9 protein-coding genes are annotated in these 22771 nt (G+C 66.1%); 7 read left to right on the top strand and 2 right to left on the bottom strand.

Annotated elements, in window-relative coordinates; genetic code table 11:
- Positions 1 to 63: 63 nt before the first annotated feature.
- From RO07_RS19660 to RO07_RS19645, 4 genes are all read left to right on the top strand, one after another.
- Positions 64 to 3240: an MdtB/MuxB family multidrug efflux RND transporter permease subunit gene (locus tag RO07_RS19660; RefSeq protein WP_039405058.1), complete on the top strand. Its 3177-nt coding sequence runs from the start codon at positions 64 to 66 to the stop codon at positions 3238 to 3240.
- Complete coding sequence (locus RO07_RS19655; protein ID WP_039405056.1) at positions 3237 to 6401, top strand: multidrug efflux RND transporter permease subunit; 3165 nt, start codon at positions 3237 to 3239, stop codon at positions 6399 to 6401. Before RO07_RS19660 ends, RO07_RS19655 begins: the two co-directional genes overlap by 4 nt.
- Positions 6402 to 6540: 139 nt before the next feature.
- A complete protein-coding gene (locus tag RO07_RS19650) occupies positions 6541 to 8178 on the top strand; it encodes an efflux transporter outer membrane subunit (protein WP_052266739.1) in 1638 nt (545 codons plus the stop codon).
- 396 nt (positions 8179 to 8574) lie between these two features.
- Positions 8575 to 9213 (top strand): response regulator, encoded by a 639-nt coding sequence (locus RO07_RS19645; RefSeq protein WP_039405053.1) that lies wholly within the window; start codon positions 8575 to 8577, stop codon positions 9211 to 9213.
- 52 nt (positions 9214 to 9265) lie between these two features.
- On the opposite strand, the gene RO07_RS19640 is transcribed toward RO07_RS19645, so the two are convergent.
- Positions 9266 to 11488: an FUSC family protein gene (locus RO07_RS19640; RefSeq protein ID WP_039405050.1), complete on the bottom strand. Its 2223-nt coding sequence runs from the start codon at positions 11486 to 11488 to the stop codon at positions 9266 to 9268.
- Between the two features lie 255 nt (positions 11489 to 11743).
- Between RO07_RS19640 and RO07_RS19635 the strand changes: the two genes are divergently transcribed.
- From RO07_RS19635 to recD, 3 genes are read left to right on the top strand one after another with little or no spacing between them, the layout of a single operon-like run.
- Complete coding sequence (locus tag RO07_RS19635; protein WP_039405048.1) at positions 11744 to 15214, top strand: exodeoxyribonuclease V subunit gamma; 3471 nt, start codon at positions 11744 to 11746, stop codon at positions 15212 to 15214.
- A complete protein-coding gene (gene recB, locus RO07_RS19630) occupies positions 15211 to 19086 on the top strand; it encodes an exodeoxyribonuclease V subunit beta (protein ID WP_072637105.1) in 3876 nt (1291 codons plus the stop codon). Before RO07_RS19635 ends, recB begins: the two co-directional genes overlap by 4 nt.
- Positions 19083 to 21302, top strand: coding sequence for an exodeoxyribonuclease V subunit alpha (recD, locus tag RO07_RS19625; RefSeq protein ID WP_052266738.1), 2220 nt, complete (start codon positions 19083 to 19085; stop codon positions 21300 to 21302). Before recB ends, recD begins: the two co-directional genes overlap by 4 nt.
- Here recD and paeA read toward each other — a convergent pair.
- A complete protein-coding gene (paeA, locus tag RO07_RS19620) occupies positions 21271 to 22617 on the bottom strand; it encodes a polyamine export protein PaeA (RefSeq protein ID WP_039405046.1) in 1347 nt (448 codons plus the stop codon). The two genes, recD and paeA, sit on opposite strands and share 32 nt — an antisense overlap.
- Positions 22618 to 22771 lie beyond the last annotated feature (154 nt).

Here is a 22771-nt window from a genome sequence, read left to right as displayed (position 1 = left end):
CGAAGTCACGCGACGCCGTTCCGACGCCTCCAGAGAAGTACTCCACGCCCTTCAACGCAGCCAATGAATCCGTCACGCCCGTTTATTCTCCGACCGGTCGCCACATCGTTGCTGATGCTGGCGATCCTGCTCGCCGGTTTCGTCGCGTACCGGCTGCTGCCGCTCTCGGCGCTGCCGGAAGTCGACTATCCGACCATCCAGGTGGTCACGCTTTACCCGGGCGCGAGTCCGGACGTGATGACGTCGTCGGTGACGGCGCCGCTGGAGCGGCAGTTCGGCCAGATGCCGGGCCTCAACCAGATGTCGTCGACCAGTTCGGGCGGCGCGTCGGTGATCACGCTGCAGTTCTCGCTCGATCTCGGGCTCGACGTCGCCGAACAGGAGGTGCAGGCCGCCATCAACAGCGCCAGCAACCTGCTGCCGAGCGACTTGCCCATGCCGCCGATCTACAGCAAGGTCAACCCGGCCGATACGCCGATCCTGACGCTGGCGGTCATGTCGAAGACCATGCCGCTGCCCAAGCTGGAGGACCTCGTCGACACCCGCGTCGCGCAGAAGATCTCGCAGTTGCCCGGCATCGGTCTGGTGAGCATCTCGGGCGGTCAGCGTCCGGCCGTGCGCATCCAGGTCAACCCGCGTGCGATCACCTCGTACGGGCTCAATATCGAAGACGTGCGCACGTCCATCGCGGCGGCCAACGTCAATCAGGCGAAGGGCAGCTTCGACGGCCCGCTGCGCGCGTCGACCATCGACGCCAACGATCAGCTCGCTTCGGCCGACGAATACCGCAATCTCGTCATCGCCTACAAGAACGGCGGACCTATCCGGCTGTCGGACATCGCGGACGTGATCGACGGCGCGGAGAACACCAAGCTCGCCGCCTGGGCCGACACCACGCCGGCCATCGTGGTGAACGTGCAGCGCCAGCCGGGCGCGAATGTGATCGAGACGGTCAACAAGGTCAAGGCGCTGCTGCCGCAGTTGCAGGCGTCGCTGCCGGGCAGCATCGACGTGAAGCTGCTCACCGACCGCACGACGACGATTCGCGCGTCGGTCTCCGACGTGCAGTTCGAGCTCATTCTCGCCGTCGCGCTCGTGGTGATGGTGATCTTCCTGTTCCTGCGCAACGTCTCGGCCACCATCATCCCGAGCGTGGCCGTGCCGCTCTCGCTGGTGGGCACGTTCGGCGTGATGTATCTCGCCGGCTTCTCGATCAACAACCTCACGCTCATGGCGCTGACCATCGCGACGGGCTTCGTGGTCGACGACGCCATCGTGATGATCGAGAACATCGCGCGCTACATGGAACAGGGCGAGAAGCCGCTGCAGGCGGCGCTCAAGGGCGCGGAGCAGATCGGTTTCACGATCATTTCGCTGACGTTCTCGCTCATCGCCGTGCTCATCCCGCTGCTGTTCATGGGCGACGTGGTCGGGCGGCTGTTCCGCGAGTTCGCGATCACACTCGCGGTCTCGATCCTCATCTCGGCGGTCGTCTCGCTCACGCTCACGCCGATGATGTGCGCGAAGCTGCTGCGTCACGTGCCGGAAGACAAGCAGGGCAAGTTCTACCGCAAGACCGGCGAGATGTTCGATCGCATCATCGCCAAGTACGGAGAGTGGCTCACGTGGGTGCTCGATCGTCAACCGGCCACGCTGCTCGTGGCGCTCGGCACGCTCGTGCTCACGGTGCTGCTGTATCTGTGGGTGCCCAAGGGCTTCTTCCCGGTGCAGGACACCGGCGTGATCCAGGGCATCTCCGAAGCACCGCAGTCGATATCGTTTGCGGCGATGGGCGAGCGTCAGCAGGCGCTGGTGGCCGAAGTGCTCAAGGACCCGGCCGTCGAATCGGTGTCGTCGTTCATCGGCGTGGACGGCGTGAACGCCACGCTCAACAGCGGCCGTCTGCTCATTAACCTGAAAGACAAGGGCGTGCGCGGGGTGGATGCCTCGGAAGTCATTCGCCGCATCCAGCCGGCCGTGGCGAAGGTTCCGGGCATCGCGCTGTACATGCAGCCGGTGCAGGATCTGACGATCGAAGACCGGATCAGCCGCACGCAATATCAGTTCACATTGCAGGACCCGAGCCTGGACACGCTGGGCGTGTGGGTGCCGAAGCTCGTCGAGAAGCTGCGGCATGTGCCGCAGCTCGCCGACGTGACGAGCGACTTGCAGGTCAACGGCTTGCAAGCCTACGTGGAAATCGATCGCGATACGGCGGGGCGCCTGGGCGTGACGCCGGCGTCGGTCGATCAGACGCTCTACAGCGCGTTCGGTCAGCGGCTGATCTCGACGATCTACACGCAGGCGTCGCAGTACCGCGTGGTGCTCGAGGTGGCCAACGACTTTCAGCGTGGCCCCGATGCGCTCAAGGGCATCTACGTGGCGTCGAGTTCGGGCGTGCAGGTGCCGCTCACGTCGTTCGCGAAGATCATCGAGAAGCCCACGCCGCTTGCGATCAACCATCAGGCGCAGTTCCCGGCCGCGACGATTTCGTTCAACCTGGCCAAGGGCGCGTCGCTGGGCGATGCCGTCAAGGCGATCACCGAGGCCGAACAGTCCATCGGCCTGCCGGTGAGCACGCAGACGACTTTCCAGGGCGCGGCGCAGGCGTTCCAGGCGTCGCTGTCGAACACGCTGTGGCTGATCCTGGCGGCCGTGGTGACGATGTACATCGTGCTGGGCGTGCTCTACGAGAGCTATATCCACCCGGTCACGATCCTCTCGACGCTACCCTCGGCCGGCGTGGGCGCGCTGCTCGCGCTCATGGTCTCGGGCAACGACATCAGCATCATCGCGATCATCGGCATCATCCTGCTCATCGGCATCGTCAAGAAGAACGCCATCATGATGATCGACTTCGCGCTCGAGGCCGAGCGCGAACATGGCATGGCGCCGCGCGAGGCGATCTATCAGGCGTGCCTGCTGCGTTTTCGCCCGATCCTCATGACGACGATGGCCGCCGTGCTCGGCGCGCTGCCGCTGATGCTCGGCTCGGGCGTCGGCTCCGAGCTGCGTCAGCCGCTCGGTATCACGATGGTCGGCGGGTTGATGGTCAGTCAGGTGCTCACGCTGTTCACCACGCCGGTGATCTATCTCTGGTTCGATCGCTGGGCGGCGCGTGCGCGCGCATGGCGCGAGCGGCGCTTCGGCCCGTCGGACGACGATGGCGATAGTGGTGGCAATGGCGGCGAGGGCCACGGCGGCGGCCATCCGGCGACCATGGACGGTCCTGTGCGATGAACCTGTCGGCCGTCTTCATCAAGCGCTCGGTCGCCACGGTCCTGCTCACCATCGGGGTGACGCTCGCGGGCGCTGTCGCGTTCGGCTTGCTGCCGGTCTCGCCGCTGCCACAGGTCGATTTTCCGACGATTTCCGTTTCCGCGTCGCTGCCCGGGGCGAGTCCCGAGACGATGGCGGCGAGCGTGGCCACGCCGCTGGAGCGCTCCCTCGGCCGCATCGCCGGCGTGACCGAAATGACGTCGAACAGCTCGCTGGGCTCCACGCGCATCACGCTGCAATTCGACCTCTCGCGCGACATCAACGGCGCGGCCCGCGACGTGCAGGCGGCGATCAACGCGGCGCGCAGCCTGCTGCCCACGGGGCTGCCGAGCAACCCGACCTATCGCAAGGTGAACCCGGCGAGCGCGCCGGTGATGATCATCGCGCTGACCTCCGAGAGCATGACGCGCGGGCAGATGTACGACGCGGCGTCGACCATCCTCGCGCAGAAGATCTCGCAACTCGACGGCGTGGGCGACGTGACGGTGGGCGGCAGCTCGCTGCCGGCGGTGCGCGTCGAACTCAATCCCACGGCGCTCAACAAGTATCAGATTCCGCTGGAGACGGTGCGCACGGCCATCCAGTCGGTCAACGCGAACCGGCCGAAGGGCGCACTCGAAGACGGCGACCGGCGCTGGCAGATTCTCGCCAACGATCAGGCCAAGACGGCCAAGGAGTACCTGCCGGTCATCATCAGCTATCGGGACGGGCGCCCCGTGCGCCTGGCCGATGTCGCCGACGTGGTCGATTCGGTGCAGGATCTGCGCAATGCCGGTTCGGCCAACGGCAAGCCGTCGGTGCTGCTGATCATCACGACGCAGCCCGGGGCGAACATCATCGAGACGGTCGACGGCATCAACCGGATTCTGCCGAATCTGCGTGCGTCGATCCCCGCCGCGATCAATCTCGACGTGGTAATGGACCGCACGCCGACGATCCGCGCGTCGCTCAAGGAAGTCGAGCACACGCTGCTGATCTCCATAGCGCTGGTGATCATGGTGGTGTTCATCTTCCTGCGCAACTGGCGTGCGACGCTGATCCCGAGCGTGGCCGTGCCGGTCTCGCTGATCGGCACCTTCGGCATCATGTATCTGTGCGGGTTCAGCCTCGATAACCTGTCGCTCATGGCGTTGACCATTGCGACGGGCTTCGTCGTCGATGACGCCATCGTGGTGCTGGAGAACATCTCTCGGCATATCGAGGAGGGGCTGAGTCCCTTCGCGGCGGCGCTCAAGGGGACGCGCGAAGTGGGTTTCACGGTGCTGTCGATGAGCATTTCGCTGGTGGCGGTATTCATCCCGCTGCTGCTCATGGGCGGCATTGTCGGCCGCCTGTTCCGCGAGTTCGCGGTGACGCTCACGGCGGCCATCATGGTCTCGCTGGTCGTCTCGCTCACGACCACGCCGATGATGTGCGCGCGCTTGCTCAAGGGCAAGCCCGCACCGGGCGTGCCCGTTGGGACGGCGCCGCTCGCGCCCGAGCCGCCGCCGCGTCGCACGGTCTGGACGCGCATGGGCGAGTGGACCGAGCGCATGTTCGAGGGCATGTTGCGCGAGTACGAGCGCTCGCTGGCATGGGCGCTGCGGCACGGGCCGCTGATGCTCGTCATCCTGTTCGCGACCATCTGCCTGAATGTCTGGTTGTACACCGTGGTGCCGAAGGGCTTCTTTCCGCAGCAGGACACGGGCAGGATGATCGGCTTCATTCAGGCCGATCAGGCGATCTCGTTCCAGGCGATGGAGAAGAAGCTCGCCGATTTCATCAGGATCGTGCAGGCCGACCCGGACGTCACGACCGTCACCGGCTTCACGGGCGGCTCGAACCGCAACGGCGGCTCCATGTTCGTCACGCTCAAGCCGCTGGGCGAGCGCAAGACCAGCGCCGATCAGGTGATTGCGCGCCTGCGCGGCAAGCTGGCCAAGGAGCCGGGCGCGATGCTCTACCTGCAGTCCGTGCAGGACATTCGCGTGGGCGGGCGCTCGAGCAACGCGCAGTACCAATACACCTTGCAGGCCGACGATCTGCAGCAACTTCGCGAGTGGGAGCCGAAGGTGCGCAATGCGATTTCGCGTCTGCCGAACCTCGTGGACGTGAATACCGACCAGCAGGACAAGGGCCTGCAGACGACACTCGACGTCGATCGCGATCAGGCATCGCGACTGGGCCTGACGATGAGCCAGATCGACAACGTGCTCAACGACGCGTTCGGGCAGCGGCAGGTCTCGACCATCTACAACCCGCTCAACCAGTACAAGGTGGTGATGGAGGTTGCGCCGCAGTGGTGGCAGAGTCCGGAGTCGCTCAAGGATATCTACGTGGTGACGTCCACCGGCGCGCAGGTGCCGCTCTCGGCGTTCGCGCGCTACCGCCCGACGAACACCGCGCTGGGCGTGTCGCACCAGGGGCAGTTCGCCGCGAGCACGATTTCGTTCAACCTGCCGCCGGGCGTGTCGCTCTCCGAGGCGCAGGCGTCGATCAAGGATGCGGTGAGCCGCCTGGGCATGCCCACGTCGGTGCAAGGCAGTTTCCAGGGGACGGCGCAGGCGTTCCAGTCGGCATTGTCGTCGCAGCCGATTCTGATTCTGACGGCGCTGCTCACGGTGTACATCGTGCTGGGTGTGCTCTACGAGAGCTATATCCACCCGCTCACCATTCTGTCGACGCTGCCGTCGGCGGGCGTGGGGGCGCTGCTCGCGCTGCTGCTGTTCAATACGGAATTCAGCATCATCGCGCTCATCGGCGTGATTCTGCTCATCGGCATCGTCAAGAAGAACGCGATCATGATGATCGACTTCGCGCTGGAGGCCGAGCGCCGGCAGAACATGGCGCCGCGCGATGCGATCTATCACGCATGCGTGCTGCGTTTCCGTCCGATCATGATGACGACGATGGCCGCCATGCTCGGCGCGATTCCGCTCGCGCTCGGCACCGGGGACGGTGCGGAACTGCGTCAGCCGCTGGGGATTTCGATCGTGGGCGGCCTGCTCGTCAGCCAGGTACTCACGCTTTACACGACACCGGTGGTGTACCTGTATCTCGATCGTTTGCGCCTGCGCTGGGCGCGTTGGCGTGCGCGCGGCCAGAGCGGCAAGAGCGACGTCGGGGAGGTTGGCCATGGCTGATGCCGTTCGTCCTGTGCGCGGAGCGCTCCCTGTCGCCCACGCTACTGTCGTCTCCGGTGGATGTGCCGATGGAGTCGTCGGCACGCGCACCGATGCGTCTCCCGTAACTCCTGTCCCGGCCGATGGGCCGATGTGTGCCATGTCTCGTACCCTGAATCGTCAAGTCCCGCTCATTCGTTCTCACGCCCGCGCCGCGGCGGGGCGTCAGAGGAGGGCGGGGGCGTCGCCGCGCGCGCGCCGCACGGCGGCGTTTCTGGCGGCGAGCGCCGTGTTGTGGCTCGCGGGTTGCGCCGTGGGGCCGGACTACGTGCGCCCGGAAATGGACACGCCCGCCGCGTTCAAGGAAACGGGGGACTGGAAGATCGCCGAGCCGGGCGACGCGCTCGCCAAGGGCGAATGGTGGTCGATCTATCAGGACCCGGTGCTTGCCGATCTGATGCAGCAGGTCGACGTCAACAATCAGAACATCAAGGCGGCCGAGGCCAATTACCGGCAGGCGCTGGCGGTGGCGTCGCAAGCGCGCTCAGCGTTTTTCCCGACCATCGGTGCGAATTCGAGCCTCACGCGCAGCAGCTCGCGCGTGAGTAACACGGCCGTGTCCGGCGCCGGCGCGGGCGGCATTTCGAACAGCTACAGCCTGTCGGGCACCGCAAGCTGGGAGCCGGACATCTGGGGCAGCGTGCGCCGCTCGGTCGAGGCCGGCAACGCCAGCGCCGAGGCGAGCGCGGCCGATCTGGCCAATGCGCGTCTGTCCGCGCAGGCGCTGCTCGCGCAGAACTACTTCGACCTGCGTGTGACGGACGCGCAGAAGGCATTGCTCGATCGCACGGTGAGCGCGTACGAGCAGACGCTCAAGCTCACGCAGAACCAGTACGCGGTCGGCGTTGCACAGCGCTCGGACGTGATTCAGGCGCAGACCCAGCTCCAGTCGGCGCAGGCGGCCGCCATCGATATCGAGGTGACGCGAGCCCAACTGGAGCATGCGATCGCGCTGCTCGTCGGCAAGGCGCCCGCGGCGTTCTCGCTTGCGCCGGCGCCATTGCGTGCGGCATTGCCGCCGGTGCCGGTGGGCTTGCCGTCGCAGTTGCTGGAGCGTCGCCCCGACGTCGCGTCGGCCGAGCGGGCCGTGGCCGCCGCGAACGCCAGGATCGGCGTGGCCAAGGCCGCCTTCTTCCCCGCGCTGACGCTCTCGGCGACGGGTGGTTTCCAGAGCAGCAGCTTCGCCAACTGGCTGACGCTGCCGAGCCGCTTCTGGTCGGTCGGCCCCGCGCTGGCGGCAACGCTTTTCGACGGTGGCCTGCGTCGCGCGCAGACCGATGCGGCGATCGCGGCCTACGACGCGCAGGTGGCGACCTATCGCCAGACGGTGCTCGCGGCGTTCCAGTCGGTCGAGGACAATCTCGCGGCGCTCAATTACCTGGGACGCGAAGCGGCCGTGCAGAACCAGGCGGTGCAGTCGTCGCGCGACGCGTTGCAACTCATCCTCAACCAATACAAGGCGGGCACCGTCGGATTCCAGAATGTGCTTACCGCACAGACGACGGCCTACACTTCCGAGCGGACGGCGCTCACGATTCTCGGCCGCCAGTTCACCGCGAACGTGCTGCTCGTGACGGCGCTGGGCGGTGGCTGGCACGGGCTGGCGGGCGATGCGGCGACCGCTGCAAGCGTAGCCGGCACGGCGAGTGCACCGACCGCGGGAAGCACAGGAAGCGCAGGAAGCGTAGGCAGCGCAGAGGGTGCGGAACGCAACTCTGGCGCCGCCGCGCAGGAGTAACGCGCCGTGCGGCCGGTTCAGGTCCCAATGTTTAAGGTATTTCCGAACTTCCCAATCGGACAGGCGGAAGCTCGCGCGAAGAATCGTCCGAAGGCCGGTAACGCGAGTAGCACAGACGATGTCGCCGCGCCGCTGTGCAATTTCACGTCTGCCCGCGTCCCGACAAGCCTCTAGGTCGCAGTACCCGCTCTATCGGGCAGCATGCGGGGCTCACGCGGGTTGACCACACCGCGTGGCAGCGATGTCCCGACGTCACGGTAATGTGACGATTCCCAGCAGGTTCGCCCGTTTCCTTTTTGCCAGAATGGATTCGCTTCGCTGCCACAGCCGCGCGAAGTACGGTGCGACGAGCACCGTCCACGGTTTGCCAGATGACGAATAGGGGGAGAGACAACGATGACGATCAACGTCGTGGTCGCGGACGACCATCCGATAGTGCGTTATGGAATACGGCGACTGCTCGAAGAGCGGGACATGATTCAACTGGTGGGCGAGGCGGCCAACTCGTCCGAACTTGTGAGCCTGCTTGCGAGAGCGCCATGCGACATTCTCGTGACCGATTTCTCGATGCCGGGCGGCCATTTCAAGGACGGCCTCTTTCTCATCGGCTACGTTCGGCGGTACTTCCCGAACATCAAGATCATTGTCGTGACGATGCTGGAAAACCTGGCGATCCTGCGCGGCATGCTCAAGCTGGGCGTGCATTCGATACTCTCGAAGCTCGACGAGCAGAGTTCGATCGCGGACATCGTGTGCGTGGTGGCCGATGGCAGTCGTTACATCCCCGCCGGGCTCGCGACCCGGTTGCACGATTCCGTGGTCGATGACACCGAGATCGACGCGTCGAAGCTCTCGGGGCGCGAGGTGGAGGTGGTGCGACTCTTCGTGTCGGGTCTCACCATCAGCGAGATCGCGTTCAAGCTCAGCCGCAGCGTGAAGACCGTCAGCTCGCAAAAGACGAACGCCATGCGCAAGCTGGGTCTGGATCGCGACGTCGATCTCTATCACTACGCCACACGGACCGGCATCACGTGAGGCGCGCTTGTCGGCCGCAGCGGCCCACGCCGTCCTCGGCATGAAGCGGGCGTCAGGCCGGTAGACGAATCGCCCGCATATCCCGCAGGATCAGTTCTCCCGCCCGCAGCATCTGCTTGAGTTGATGCACCACCTGCTTGATCTCCTGCACGTGAGCTTCGGGCGCGTCGGGCTGCTGCTCCTGGCTCACGACGAGCGCGTCGAGCCGCCGTGTGTAATCGCGCATGGCTTCGCTCGCCGCCTGGGTATCCGTCGGCACCGACGCCGCCGGCGCCGCCACCGCCTGCGACAGCAGATCGCTGATCGCCGACACCACCTGCCCCAGTTCTCCGCTCTTGTCCGCCGCGATCTGACGCGGCAACACCTCCGCCATGCCCGTGATGTAGGACGCCATCACATGGTTCTGCACGAGCAGATCGTTGAGCTCGCCCACCGAGACCTGCTTGGACTTCGGCTCGAGCATCATCCGCTTGAACGCCGCCCCGAAATTCCCGAAGGCGATGTGCATGTCCTTGCGCGCCATGCGATAGGCGAAATCGTCGCGCTTGCCGTCGCGGCCGGCGCAAGACTCGAGATAGGCGCGCGTCGATTGCACCGCATTGCGAATGAGCGGCCCCATCAGGCGGTATTCCCAATACGGGAAGAGATACGAGCACACCAGCGCCACGGCCGAGCCGATCAACGTGTCGATGGCGCGCTCGCCGATCACCGACAGCGACCCCGGCAGCAGGAAGTGGAACAGCAGCAGCACATACGACGACATGAACACCACCGACAGCCCGTAGTTGAACAACGACAGGCTGTTGCCCATGACCATGCAGAAGAACATCAGGGCGAGCAGCACCCAGGGCTTGTGCACGAACGCGAGGATGATCAGCACGCTCACGCACCCGACGAGCGTGCCCGTCAGGCGCTGCGCATTTTTCTGCTTCGTCAGGCTGAAACCGGGCTTGAGAATCACGATGATCGTGAGCAGCACCCAGTAACTGTGGGCCTGTCCCGCGAGCAATGACCAGTTCTCGCAGATGATCAGCCCCGCCGTGATGGCGATCGTCACGCGCAGCGCATGGCGGAAGCTCGGCGAGGAGAACGTCAGATTCTTCCAGAGAAGTTTCGGTGAAAAGCTCTGCCGCGACGTGAAGCGCACGAGCGCCTGGTCGATTTGCATTTCCGTGGCCGAGCCGGCGGTTGCCAGATTCGTGTTGCGATGCATGCGCTCGACCACGCGCGTGCTGCTCCACACGCGCCGGAAGGTGCTCGCGACGGCCTGGTAGGCCTCGGGCGCGCGCTGCGGCAGGCCCTGCTTGCGCATGAGCTCGATCTCGTACTCGATGGCGCGGAACTCCGCGCGCCAGCTGCGTTGCGCGCGCGACGGCTCGTTGGTCGCGATGGCATAACCGATCGCATCGACCTCGTTCGCGATCTTGCGGATCATGTCGCGGAAGAAAAGGAGCACGTCGTTATTGGCGAACTCGCGGCGCAGCATCGGGTAGTCGGTGTGCACCGACACCACGACCTCATGCAGGTCGACGATGTTGATGAACAGGTTGAACAGCATCGTGCGTCGCGGTTCCAACGTACCGGTGCGCAGCCGTGGGAGGTTGCGCAGGATGATCTCGCGCGCCGCCTGCTGCTTTTCCACAACGTTGACCTGGGCGGCGATGAGCCGCCGGTAGCATTCGTCGATATCGGTCGAGGTGTCGTAGAACGCCGCTTTGGCGTCCAGGTACTGCGCGGTGACGAAGAAGCACTCGGCGAGCGTCTGCTGCTCGATGCGAAACCACCAGACGCGGCAGACGACCAGGCTGAAGTAGGTGTACCAGAGGCCGCCCGCGAGCACGGCGCCCGCATCGAGCACGGCCTGGTGCCGGGTCAGATCCGCCTCGACGTTGAGCACCATCATCATCAGGCAGGCGAAGCTCACGAGCGACGCGCGATAGCCGTAGATCACGAGCATCGACAGCCCGAACGTCAGGATCAGCGTGGTGAGCCAGAGTTGCCACGGCTGCGCGGCGGTGGCCATGCCGGTGATGAGCACCGTGAGCGCGCCGAGCAGCGTGCAGCTGAGGAGTTCCGTGTGCTTGTGGCGCAGCGGGCCGTTGATATCCACCACGCTCGCGCACAGGGCGCCGGAGGCGACTTCGATGCCGAGCAGATGCTGATCCATTCCCCAGAACAACACGAGCGCGGGCATCACGACGCCCACCGCCTGCCGGGTGCCGCTGAAAAAGTAATGGCTGTAAAGGAACTTCTTGATATCGGTCTGGTAGTCCATGCGTCCGGGGCGAGGGGTTCCGCAGCAAAGCCGGCCGCGCGATGGGGAAGGGCGCGGCGCAGACAGAGTCTAGCCGAAGCCCCGCGCGCCGCGAAGAGGGGATACTGCCGGTTACAAGCGGCGGGCGGGTGTGCCGGCGGCACGGCGCGCGGACGCGTCACGCATGATGGGGCAGGTTTTCGGAACTGCCCGATCCACCGTTCCACGGGGCATTTGCTATCCTTGCGAACAGACTCGCTCAGCCGCCACGCCCGCATGCTCCATCTCTTCTTTTCCAACCGGTTCACCACGCTCGAAGCCGCTTTGCTGCGCGATCTGGCGCGCTCGCCCGGCGACCCACTGCACGTGGAAACCATCGTCGTGCCAAGTGTGGCGGTGCGCCGCCGGCTGGAGCTCGACTATGCGGACGTCTTCGGCGTTTGCGCGAACGTGCGCCTGACCTATCTCGCACAATGGTTGTGGGACATGGCGGGCAAGCTGCTGACGGTGCCGGAGAGCTCGCCGTTCGCGCCCGACCGGCTCGTCTGGCCGTTGTACCAATGTCTGGCGCAACCGTGGGTGGCGGCCTCGCCGAGGCTGGCCGGCTATCTGTCCGAGGCGGACGACGTCATGCGCTTCGAACTGGCCGAGCGGCTCGCGCATATCTACGATCAGTATCTGACGTATCGGCCGGGCTGGCTGGAACGATGGCAGTCCGGCGCCGCGATCGATCCGGGCGCCGCATCCGGCTGGGGCGACGTGCAACGCGCCGACGAAGCCTGGCAGAGCGCGCTCTGGCGGCAGGTGCTGGCCCATCTGGAGATCCGTGAGCGCCATCCGACGCTGCGGGCGATCGACCGCATCGGGGAACTGACTCCCGAGACCGTGCCGCAGGGATGGCCGTCGCGCGTGTCGGTCTTTGCCCTGTCGTCGATGCCGCCGCTCTCGATGGCGTTGCTCAAGGCGATGTCGCGCCTGATCGACGTGCATCTGTATGCGCTCAATCCCTGCGAGAGCTACTGGTTCGACATCGTGCCGCCGTCGCGGCTGTCGTACCTCACGCAGCGCGACGGCGCGGCGCACCGGGAAGTGGGGCATCCGCTGCTGGCCGAATGGGGCCGCCAGACGCAGTCGCATATCGATGCGCTCTATGCCGACCTCGCGCCGCAGGCGGTGGAGGACCACGCGCTCTTTCAGCCGAACCCGGCCCCGACGCTGCTCGCCGCGCTTCAGAACGGCATCCTTACGCTCGACGATGGCCGTCATGGTGCGCCGGACGGCGTCACCGCGGATGGGTCGGTGCAGGTGCATGTCTGCCACAGTCTGGCGCGGCAGATCGAGGTGCTGCACGACCGGCTGCTGGCATGTTTCGACGAGATTCCCGATTTGCGCCCGGACGACGTCCTGATCACCGTGCCGGACCTTGGCCGCGCCGCGCCGCTCATCGACGCGGTATTCGGTACGGCGACGCCGCGCATTCCCTACCTCGTCACCGGCTTGCCGCCGACGCGCACCAACCCGGTCGCACGCGCGTTCTCGGCGATCCTGGCGTTGCCGCAGCAGCGCGTGGCGGCGTCGAGCCTCATCGAACTGGCCCGCACGGAAGCCATCGCACAACGCTACGATCTCGGCGGCAACGTGCTCGACTCGATTCAGAACTGGCTGCACGCGGCAGGCGCCCGGCGCGGCTGGCGCGGCGATGCGCTGCTGCGGCTGGACGCCCCGAGCGCCCCAAACGCCACCCCCGCCACCCCCGCCACCCTCGCCACCCTCGCCACCCTCGCCACCAACGCCCCGGGCGACGGTATGCAGGACGAGACAGGAGGGGCGCATGCGCTGGAGCGCCACACGCTCGGCGATGCCATGATGCGGCTGTTCCTCGGCTATGCGCTGCCGGACGACGCGCTGCCCGTGGACGACTGGCTCCCGGTCGGCGGCATCGAAGGCGGGCGTGCCGAACTGCTCGGTCAATTGGCGCGGCTCGTGGACGACCTCGATGCGACGACCGTGGCGCTGCAAACGGAGCGAACGGGCATTGCGTGGCGCGATCAACTGCTCGCGATGCTGGAGCAGTTCTTTTCGGACGAACCCCGTTTTGCCGATGATGTCGCCGAGGTGCGTTTGGCCATCGAACAGATCGGTTCCGCGATTGCTGACGGCGCGCCGCAGATTCGCGTGCCGGTGGCGGTGGTCGCCCGCGTGCTCGCCGACGCGCTCGACGACCCGACACGCGGTGGCGTTCCGTCCGGCCGCGTGACGTTTGCCGCGATTCCGAGCCTGCGTCTGCTGCCGTATCGCGTGGTGTGCATGCTGGGCATGGACGACGGCGTGCTGCCGGGCCGCGTGCGCGTCGACGAATTCGACCTGATGCGGGCCCTGCCGCAGCGCGGCGATCGTCAACGGCGCGACGACGAGCGCAATCTCTTCCTCGACCTGATGCTCAGCGCGCAGGACCGGTTTCTCATCACCTATACGGGGCGGAGTGTGCGGGACAACGCGCCGCTGCCGCCCTCCACGGCCGTGGACGAGTTGCTGGACTTCACCGGCCAGATGCTCGCCCCGATGTCGCAGGGCTACACGCTCGAGGAGCAGCGCGAGGCGCGCGAGAGGCTGGTCGTGCTGCATCCGCTGCAGCCGTTCTCCCCGGCTTATTTCGACGGACGTGACGCGTCGCTGTACAGCTACGACGTGTCCAACGGCGAAGCCGCACAGAAACTGGCGGAGCAACTCGCGTCTGCGTTGCCGGACGCCCAGGCCGCGCCGTTTGTGCGCGAAGCGCTGCCCGCGGTCGCCCAGACCCATCTCACGCTCGACGACCTGCTGCGTTTCTGGCGCCATCCTGGCAGGGCGTGGGCGCGCGACCGGCTCGGCCTTTCGCTGGGCGACATGCTCACCGAGGTCGAGGACGAAGAGCCCTTCGTGCTCGACTGGGCCGGACGTGATGCGCTGGCGGCCCGACTGTTGCCGCGCCTGTTGCGGCACGATGGGCATGACGCGCATACGCATGCCGAAGTCGTTGAACGTATCGCCAACGTCAGTCATGAACTGCCTGGTGGCGCCACGGGCGCCGTTTGGCGCCGACGCGAATTGGGCGGCCTGCGGGCGCTGGCCTCGCAGGTCAGGCAGGCGCAAGCCGAAGGCACCCGGGAATTGCTGGTGACGCTGCCGCTACAACCGGCGTTGCCCGCTACGTGGCGCGAATCGACCGACGCCGTTTGGCATGGCGATGCGACGCTGTCTGCCGCCTGCCTGCTGCAGGGGCGCCTCGCCCCGGTGTCGCGGTATGGCCTTGTGATGTACCGGTACGGGAGCATGCGCCCGAGCGATCTGCTGGCCGCATGGCTCTCGCATCTCGCCTTGTGCGCGCATCTGCAGCAGCCCGAGCAGGCAGGCGAGGACATTGCCGCGCGCACGCTGTGGTACGGCGAGGACGAGACGTTTGCGTTGAGGCCCGTCGAGGACGCTGCCGCATTGCTGGGGCAATGGGTGGCGCTGTATCGATTGGGACAGACGCGTCCGCTGCCATTCTTCGCGCGCAGTGCGTGGAAACTTGCAAGTACGGGTAAGCCTGCCGAGGCCGAGAGCGCGTGGCAAGGCTCCGCATTTGCGCGCGGCGATGCGGACGACCCCTACACCCGCCTGCTCTGGCGAGGTGTGGAAGACCCGCTGGCGTCTCCATTCGACCTGCTGGCCAACGCGATCTTCGGTCCGCTGATGCAACATCTCGAACTCGTGGAGGGCGCATGACGCAGCTCATCGACCTCGACGTATTCCATTGCGACCTCGATGGGGTGTGTCTGATCGAGGCCTCCGCCGGGACGGGCAAGACGTGGAACATCTGCGCGCTGTACGTGCGTCTGTTGCTCGAGAAGCAACTGACGGTCGAACAGATTCTCGTCGTCACCTTCACCAACGCGGCAACGGCCGAACTGCGCGAGCGCATTCGCGACCGTCTGGCGGGACTGGTTGCCGCGATGGCGCCCGTCTTCGATGACGACGACGGGCAGACGTCGGACGAAGAAGACGGAGACGACGGATTCCCCGACTTCGATCCCAATGCGAGCGACGACCCGCTATTCAACGTGATGATCGCGGGGCTGGTCGAACGCGCAGACATGACGCCCAAGGCGATTCGCGCGTGTCTGCAAACGGCTTTGCGCGGCTTCGATCAGGCGTCGATCCACACGATCCACGGCTTCTGCCAGCGCGCGCTGGCAGAGGTGCCGTTTGCGGCCGGCCTGCCGTTCGCCTACGAACTGGTGCCGGACGACAACGGTGTGCGCCACGATCTGGCCGTCGAGTTCTGGCGTCGCGTGGTCGAACCCCTCGCGGCGCAGGACGACGGGTTCGCCGCGTGGCTGGTCGATCGCAAGCGTTCGCCGGGCACGCTCACCGATCAGTTGGCCCGCCGCCTGAAAAAGCCGATGTCGGCGCTGCGCTGGCCGGTGGCCCTGGACGCGGACGCCCGGACGTTGCAAGACGAGACGTTGCTTGCCACCTATCGCGCGGCGTACGAGTGCTGGGAGGCGGAAGCGTCGGCGATTGCCGATCTGATGCGCGCGGCGTTGCCGGCGTACAGGAAGAACATCTATCACGAGGCGTCGCTTGCCCAGGCGGTGGGCGCCTGGCAACGCTATTTGAATGCGCGCGACGTTGGCGCGCTGTTGAGCCCGAAGGCCGAGCTGCTCACGTCGACGCGTCTCGCGAAGGACATCAAAAAGGGCGAGACGCCGCCGGAGCATCGCTTCTTCGAGATGGCCGACATGCTCGTGCGCGCCCGCGCCGATGCGGACGAGCGCTATGCAATGCAGTGGTTGCGCATCCTGCGCGAGTGGCTGATGCATGCGCCCGAGCAACTCGCGCAGCGCAAGCGCGAACTGCGCGTGGTGTCGTTCGACGATCTGCTGGGCAATATCGCGCGTGCGCTCGCACAGCATCCCGACCTCGCGCAGGCACTGCGAGCGCGTTATCCGTGTGCGTTGATCGACGAGTTCCAGGATACCGACCCGCTGCAGTTCGCCATTTTCAGTGCGGTGTACGGACAGGGAGATGCAGCGGCCGACGACGAGGGGCGTGGGCCGATGTTCATGGTCGGCGATCCCAAACAGGCCATCTACAGCTTCCGCGCGGCGGATCTGCACACTTATCTCGCGGCGCGCGAGAATGCCGACGCGGCCTATACGCTTGCCGTCAATCAGCGCTCGACGCCGGCCATCATCGAGGCGGGCAACCGGCTTTTCGGCGCCAACGACAGGGCCTTCGTGCTCGACGGGCTCGACTATCCGCCGGTGCGTCCGGGATCGCGGCGGCGCGCGCCGTTGTCGGACGTGCGCAGCGTTGCCGATCTGACCGTCTGGTGGCTGCCGGACGACGAACCGCTGTCGAAAGACGAGGCGCAGCAAGCTTGCGCCAGGGCGACGGCCGCCGAGGTTGCCCGCTTGCTGGCGGGCGCATCACGCGGCGACGTGTGCATCGGCGAGCGGCCGCTGGCCCCGGGCGACATCGCCGTGATCGTACAGACGCACCGTCAGGGTGCGCTGATGAAAGCGATGCTCGCCGAGCATGCGGTGGGCAGCGTCGAACTCACGCAGGATTCCGTGTTCGCGAGCGAGGAGGCCGAAACGCTGCTGCGTGTGCTGCGGGCGGTCGAGTCGCCGGGGGACGTGCGCGCGCTGCGGGCTGCACTGGCGACCGAGTTGTTCGGCCTCGATGCCACGGCGCTTTACCGCATGCAGACGAGCGAAGCGTCCGACGCCGAAGCGATCGCGTGGATCGAGCGCCTGCAACGGTATCGCCAGTTGTGGATCGAGCGCGGCTTCTCCGCGATGTGGCGCACGCTGATGCGCGAACTGGGACTGGCCGCGCGCCTGGTGGCGCAGGCCGGTGGCGAGCGGCGTCTCACGAACTTCATGCACCTGGCCGAACTCGCGCAGGCGCGCTGGGCCGAGCAGCCGGGCATGCCCGCGCTGCTGCGCTGGCTGGCCTCGCAGCGCAACGCAAGCGGCGGCGAGGAGGCGCAGTTGCGGCTCGAGTCGGACCAGAATCTCGTGCAGATCGTGACCGTTCACAAGTCGAAGGGGCTGGAGTACGGCGTGGTCTTTTGTCCATTCCTCTGGGACGGCGCAGTGCGCGACGGCGGCAGCCTCGACGGGCTCGAATACCACGATGGCCCGACGGCCGTGATCGATTTCACCGACGCGGCGGGCAAGGGTACGCCGGCGGCAGCCGCATTGCGCCGCGAGCAGTCGGCGGAGCAGGTGCGCTTGCTGTACGTGGCGCTCACGCGCGCCGTCTACCGCTGCTATCTGGCGGCGGGCATCTATGCATCGCGCAGGAGCGTGAAGGAGGCTTGCGGCGGGATGCTCAACTGGCTCGCCGCCGGGCAGGGCATGGCGTTCGATGCGTGGATTGCCTCGACGCTCGACACCGACGAGCGAGTGCAGACGATCCGCTCGGCGTGGAAGGCGCTCGCCAGCGGTCCGATCGGGATGACACCGCTGCCCATGGGGGATGCGCTCGATACGGAGACGCGCGTCGCGCACGAGGCCCCGCCCGAACTGACCACGCGCTCGAGTACGCGGGCACTGCGGGAAGTCTGGCGCATCGGCAGCTTCTCCGGTCTGTTGGCCGGGATGCACACGGGGCCGCAACTTGGCGGCGGTCAATTGAGCGCGCCGGAGCGCACGCGCCCCGATTACGATGCGCAGGCCAACGCCGGGCCGACGTTTGCATTGCCGCCGACGGGGGACGATACCTGGCCGCCAGCGGACGACATCCTGCGTTTCCCGCGCGGTCCCGCAGCCGGCGAGAGCCTGCACCGTGTCTTCGAACTGGCCGATTTCCAGTCGCGCTCGCAATGGCCGCACGCCGTTGCACGTGCGTTGCGTGAGCGGCCACCGGGGCGGGGCGCGGAGCAGAACGACGTTTGGCGCGCGATGATGATGAACATGCTGGCCGATACGGTGACGACACCTCTGCGCCCGGGGCTGCAATTGGCCGACGTCGCGATGTCGGAGCGCCTCACCGAAATGGAGTTCACCTATCCGGCCGACGCGGTGTCGCTCGATGCGCTGCGCGGCGTGTTGCGCCAGTTCGGCTATCCGGATCTGCCGCTCGACGCGACGGTGTTGCGGGGCTATCTGAAGGGCTTCATCGATCTTGTGTTCCGTCACGGCGGCCAGTGGTGGATTCTCGACTGGAAGTCGAACTACCTCGGTACCGCACCCGAGAACTACGGCGAAGATGGATTGCGTGAAGCGATGGCCGAACACGGCTATCACCTGCAATACCTGCTGTACACGCTGGCGCTGCATCGCTACTTGCGGCGCCGTTTGCCCGACTACGATTACGATCGCGACATGGCGGGCAGTCTTTATCTTTTCGTGCGTGGCGTTCGCCCAGACTGGGCGAGCGCGCATCTGGCCGGTGACGAAGTCCCCGGCGTGTTCTTCGACAAACCATCGCGCGAAATGGTCGATGCGCTCGATCGGTTGTTTGCCGCGGGCGAGAACAGCGCGCTGGCCGAGGCCCTGTCGCTTGATGGGCTCGATGCGCTCGATGCGAACGACACGATCATCGGGCAAGGCAATGCAGGGGCTGCGCCGGGGGAGGACGCATGAGCGACATTCGTACTTCGAGCGGCACTGGCAAGGCGGCCGTCAGGCGCGATAAGGGCGACATGTTCCATGTGGGGCATGCCGGGCATGGCGACCATACCAATGGCGCTTCCGGCACACCGCTGGCCGACAGTGGGGGCGTACGGCTCGCGCAGGGCTTCGCGCGCCGCATGGCATTGCTCGCGCGCGGACGCGGGGTTGACGACGTCACGTGCCGGTATGTCTGGCGGGCGGCACTTGCCGTCAGCCTTGCGACCGCCGAAGGCCACGTGTGTGTACCCCTCGACAACCTGCTCGACGCGCAAGCGAGCGGCGAACTGTTTCCCGGCGATGCGCCGGCGCTGTCCGTCTGGCGCGATGCCCTGTTCGGCAGTGGCCTCTGCGCCCCGGCAAGTCTCGCATTTGCCCTTGCGGGCGACGCTCAGGCAGACGCTTTCCCCTTGTTGCTCGATGAGCACGACCGGCTTTATCTGGCGCGCTATTACGGCTACGAGGCGCGTCTGGCGGCGGCCCTGGGGCGCAAGCTGGCGGCGGGTGGCCACATGTCGATCACGCCTGACGATCGCGCTCGTCTGCGCCGCTATTTCGGCGATGGCGTGCTCGTCGGCCCCGATGGCAAGCACGAACCGAACTGGCAGATGGCCGCGGCGGCACTGGCGCTGCAGCGCTCGTTGGTGGTGCTCAGCGGCGGTCCGGGCACGGGCAAGACAACGACGGTGGTTGGGCTGCTGGCATGTCTGCTGGAGAGAGACGCTAACTTGCGCGTCGCGCTCGCAGCCCCCACGGGCAAGGCGGCCCAGCGCATGCAGGAAGCGCTGACGGCGCGCCAGGATCTGCCCGAAACGGTGCGCCAGGCGTTGCCCGACGCGGCCGTGACGTTGCACCGCTTGCTCGGCGTGCTGCCGGAGTCGGCGGAGCAGGTGGGCAGACGCTTCCGTCACCACGCGGGCAATCCGCTGCCGTACGACCTGATCGTCGTGGACGAGGCGTCGATGATCGATCTGTCGATGGCGACGCAGTTGCTCGAAGCCGTGCCGGATGGCGCGCGTCTGATCCTGCTCGGCGACAAGGACCAATTGGCGGCCGTGGAGGCGGGGGCGGTGTTCGGCGAACTGAGTGCGCAGCGCTCGTTCTCGCCCGGGATGCGGGCGCGGTTGCTGGATGCGCTCGAATGGCCGCAAGGCGAACCGCCGCCGCCGGGGCCGCTGGCCTCCGGCGAGGCGTCGCGCGCGGCGCGGGGGCTCGAGGATACGGTGGTCTGGCTGGAGCGCAATTATCGCTTCGGTTCGCACTCGGCCATCGGCCGGCTCGCCACGGCGATCAAGGCAGGCAAGGTCATCGAGGCTCGCAGGGAGTTCACCGTGGCGGATGCGTCGGCATCAGCGTCGGTATCGGTATCGACATCGGCATCGACATTGGTGAAGACGGAATCGCTAGAAGGAGCAAACCCGCAAACCACGGCTGCCGATCGCGTACTCCTCAGCGAGGATGGCGGAATTCAGTTGTCGCCAGCGAATCTGAACGCGCTCGCCGACGGCTATGCGGCATATCTCGATGCACTGGCCGACGCGGTCACGATGATCGGGCAGCTTGGCGACCCGGCCGCGGCGACGACGGCGGATATCGCGATGGTGGCGCAACCGGTGTTCGCGGCATTTGGCCGGTTTCGCGTGCTGTGCGCGACACGGGGCGGGCGACGTGGCGTCGAGTTTCTCGGCGCGCAGCTCACCACGGTGCTGGCGCGTCGCGCGGGCGTCGCCCTCGGCGCGGGGGGCGGCGCCTGGTTCGCCGGGCGTCCCGTCCTGGTAACGCAAAACGAGTATGCACTGAACCTGTTCAACGGCGACATCGGCATCGCGCTGCCGCTGGGCCCGTCGGGCACGTTGCGCGTAGCATTCGCGACCCCGGACGGCGGCTACCGTCTCTATTCCCCGGCGAGTCTGCCCGCGCACGAGACGGCGTTCGCGATGACGATTCACAAATCTCAGGGATCGGAATTCGAGCGCGTGGCGATCGTGCTGCCGGAGCAGGCGAGCCGCGTGCTCTCACGCGAGCTCATTTACACCGGGGTGACACGTGCACGCCGTCAGGCTTGGGTCTGTGCGCCGTGGCAGGTGATCGCGTCGGCCATCGCGCGTCCGACGCAGCGCGATGGTGGACTGACCGACCGGCTCACGCAGGTGCTCGCTACGATGCCTGATCCGTCGGGGGCGCGATAATCGCCGCTTCTTCGGTAACAGAACCGAGGCGCGTGACGAGCAACTGGTCGATCTTGTAGTTGTCGATGTCGACCACTTCGAACTTGTAGCCCGCCGCTTCGGTCGCTTCCGATTTTTTCGGAATGCGCTTGAGCTGATAGATCATGAAGCCGGCGATGGTCTCGTACTCGCCTTCGCCCGGCAACTCGTCGATGTCGAGCGTTTTCTTCACGTCTTCCACCGAAGTCACACCGTCAACGAGCCACGAGCGCTCATCGCGCTGCACGATCTGGTCTTCGTCGGCGGGGTGAACGACGTCACCCATGAGCGCGCCGACGATGTCGTTGAGCGTGACCACACCGACCACCAGCCCGTACTCGTTGATGATGACGGCAAAGCTCTCCCGCGCTTCCTTGAAGCGGGCCAGCGCTTCGGACAGGTTGAGCGTGTCGGGGATCACAAGCAGCTTTTTCGCGTACAGACGATCCAGATTGCGGATCACGCTCGACAGGTCTTCGCTCGCGATGCGCTGGAGCAGATCCTTCGAGTCGACGTAGCCGAGCACGTTGTCGATTTCGTCGCGACACACGAGATATTTCGAATGCGGGCTCTCCGTGATCTTCTGGCGAATGCTGCGTTCTTCCTCGGCGATGGTGAAATACACCACGTCGTCACGGAAGGTCATGACCGAGCCGACCGTGCGCGATTCCAGTTCGAACACGTTTTCGATCAGATGCAGTTCCTGCTTGCGCAACACGCCGGCCTCCGCACCGGCGCCGACCATCGCCGCGATGTCCTCGGAGGTGATGTTCTCGATGGCATGCGTCGGCAGCTTGAAGATGCGCAGGAACACGTTGGCCACGCCGTTGAAGACATAGACGAGCGGACGCAGCACCTTCAGGCAGAGCAGCATCGGATCGATGATGGCCATCGCGACGCGCTCCGGGTTGACCATCGCAAGCCGCTTCGGGATCAGATCCGCGAACTGGATGAACGCGATCGTGATGAACAGGAATGAGCCGATGCTCGCGAGCCGTAGCGCGAGCGCCTGATCGGCGACGGGCGAGAGCCAGCTGAACAGATAGCCCGTGAGGAAACTCTCCCCGAGCACACCGCCCAGCACGGCGACCGCGTTCACGCCGATCTGCACGACGGTGAAGAAATTGCCGGGCTGCTCCTTGAGCGCGAGCACTTTGACCGCTTGCGCGTCGCCCTTTTCCATCAACACCTGAAGCTTGGTGCGCTTGGCAGCCGTGAGGGAAATTTCGGAGGCGGAAAAGAAGGCGCTCGCCAGGACGAGCAAAAAGATACTGAAGAGAAAGCCGTAACCACTCATATTGATGTCCCTGTATGTACGAAAGCGGGCGCACAGCAGCGACGTAGGCCGGACCCGTCCGCATGACGGAGGGCCGGTGACAGGAGACATTTCAAAACAAGGCCGGTGGGGCCATCATTTTGAGATGCCTTCGGGCTGGGGCGCCGGACCAGGG

This window comes from Pandoraea pulmonicola (genome assembly GCF_000815105.2).
In the GTDB taxonomy this organism is placed as follows: Bacteria; Pseudomonadota; Gammaproteobacteria; order Burkholderiales; family Burkholderiaceae; genus Pandoraea; species Pandoraea pulmonicola.
Note: the sequence above shows the minus strand (reverse complement) of the source record. Positions and strands in the feature narration are given on the sequence as shown.

Coding starts and splice junctions, on each gene's coding strand:
- paeA (WP_039405046.1), bottom strand. CDS start 22,617: ATGAGTGGTTACGGCTTTCTCTTCAGTATCTTTTTGCTCGTCCTGGCG.
- RO07_RS19660 (WP_039405058.1), top strand. CDS start 64: ATGAATCCGTCACGCCCGTTTATTCTCCGACCGGTCGCCACATCGTTG.
- recB (WP_072637105.1), top strand. CDS start 15,211: ATGACGCAGCTCATCGACCTCGACGTATTCCATTGCGACCTCGATGGG.
- RO07_RS19650 (WP_052266739.1), top strand. CDS start 6,541: ATGTCTCGTACCCTGAATCGTCAAGTCCCGCTCATTCGTTCTCACGCC.
- RO07_RS19635 (WP_039405048.1), top strand. CDS start 11,744: ATGCTCCATCTCTTCTTTTCCAACCGGTTCACCACGCTCGAAGCCGCT.
- RO07_RS19640 (WP_039405050.1), bottom strand. CDS start 11,488: ATGGACTACCAGACCGATATCAAGAAGTTCCTTTACAGCCATTACTTT.
- recD (WP_052266738.1), top strand. CDS start 19,083: ATGAGCGACATTCGTACTTCGAGCGGCACTGGCAAGGCGGCCGTCAGG.
- RO07_RS19655 (WP_039405056.1), top strand. CDS start 3,237: ATGAACCTGTCGGCCGTCTTCATCAAGCGCTCGGTCGCCACGGTCCTG.
- RO07_RS19645 (WP_039405053.1), top strand. CDS start 8,575: ATGACGATCAACGTCGTGGTCGCGGACGACCATCCGATAGTGCGTTAT.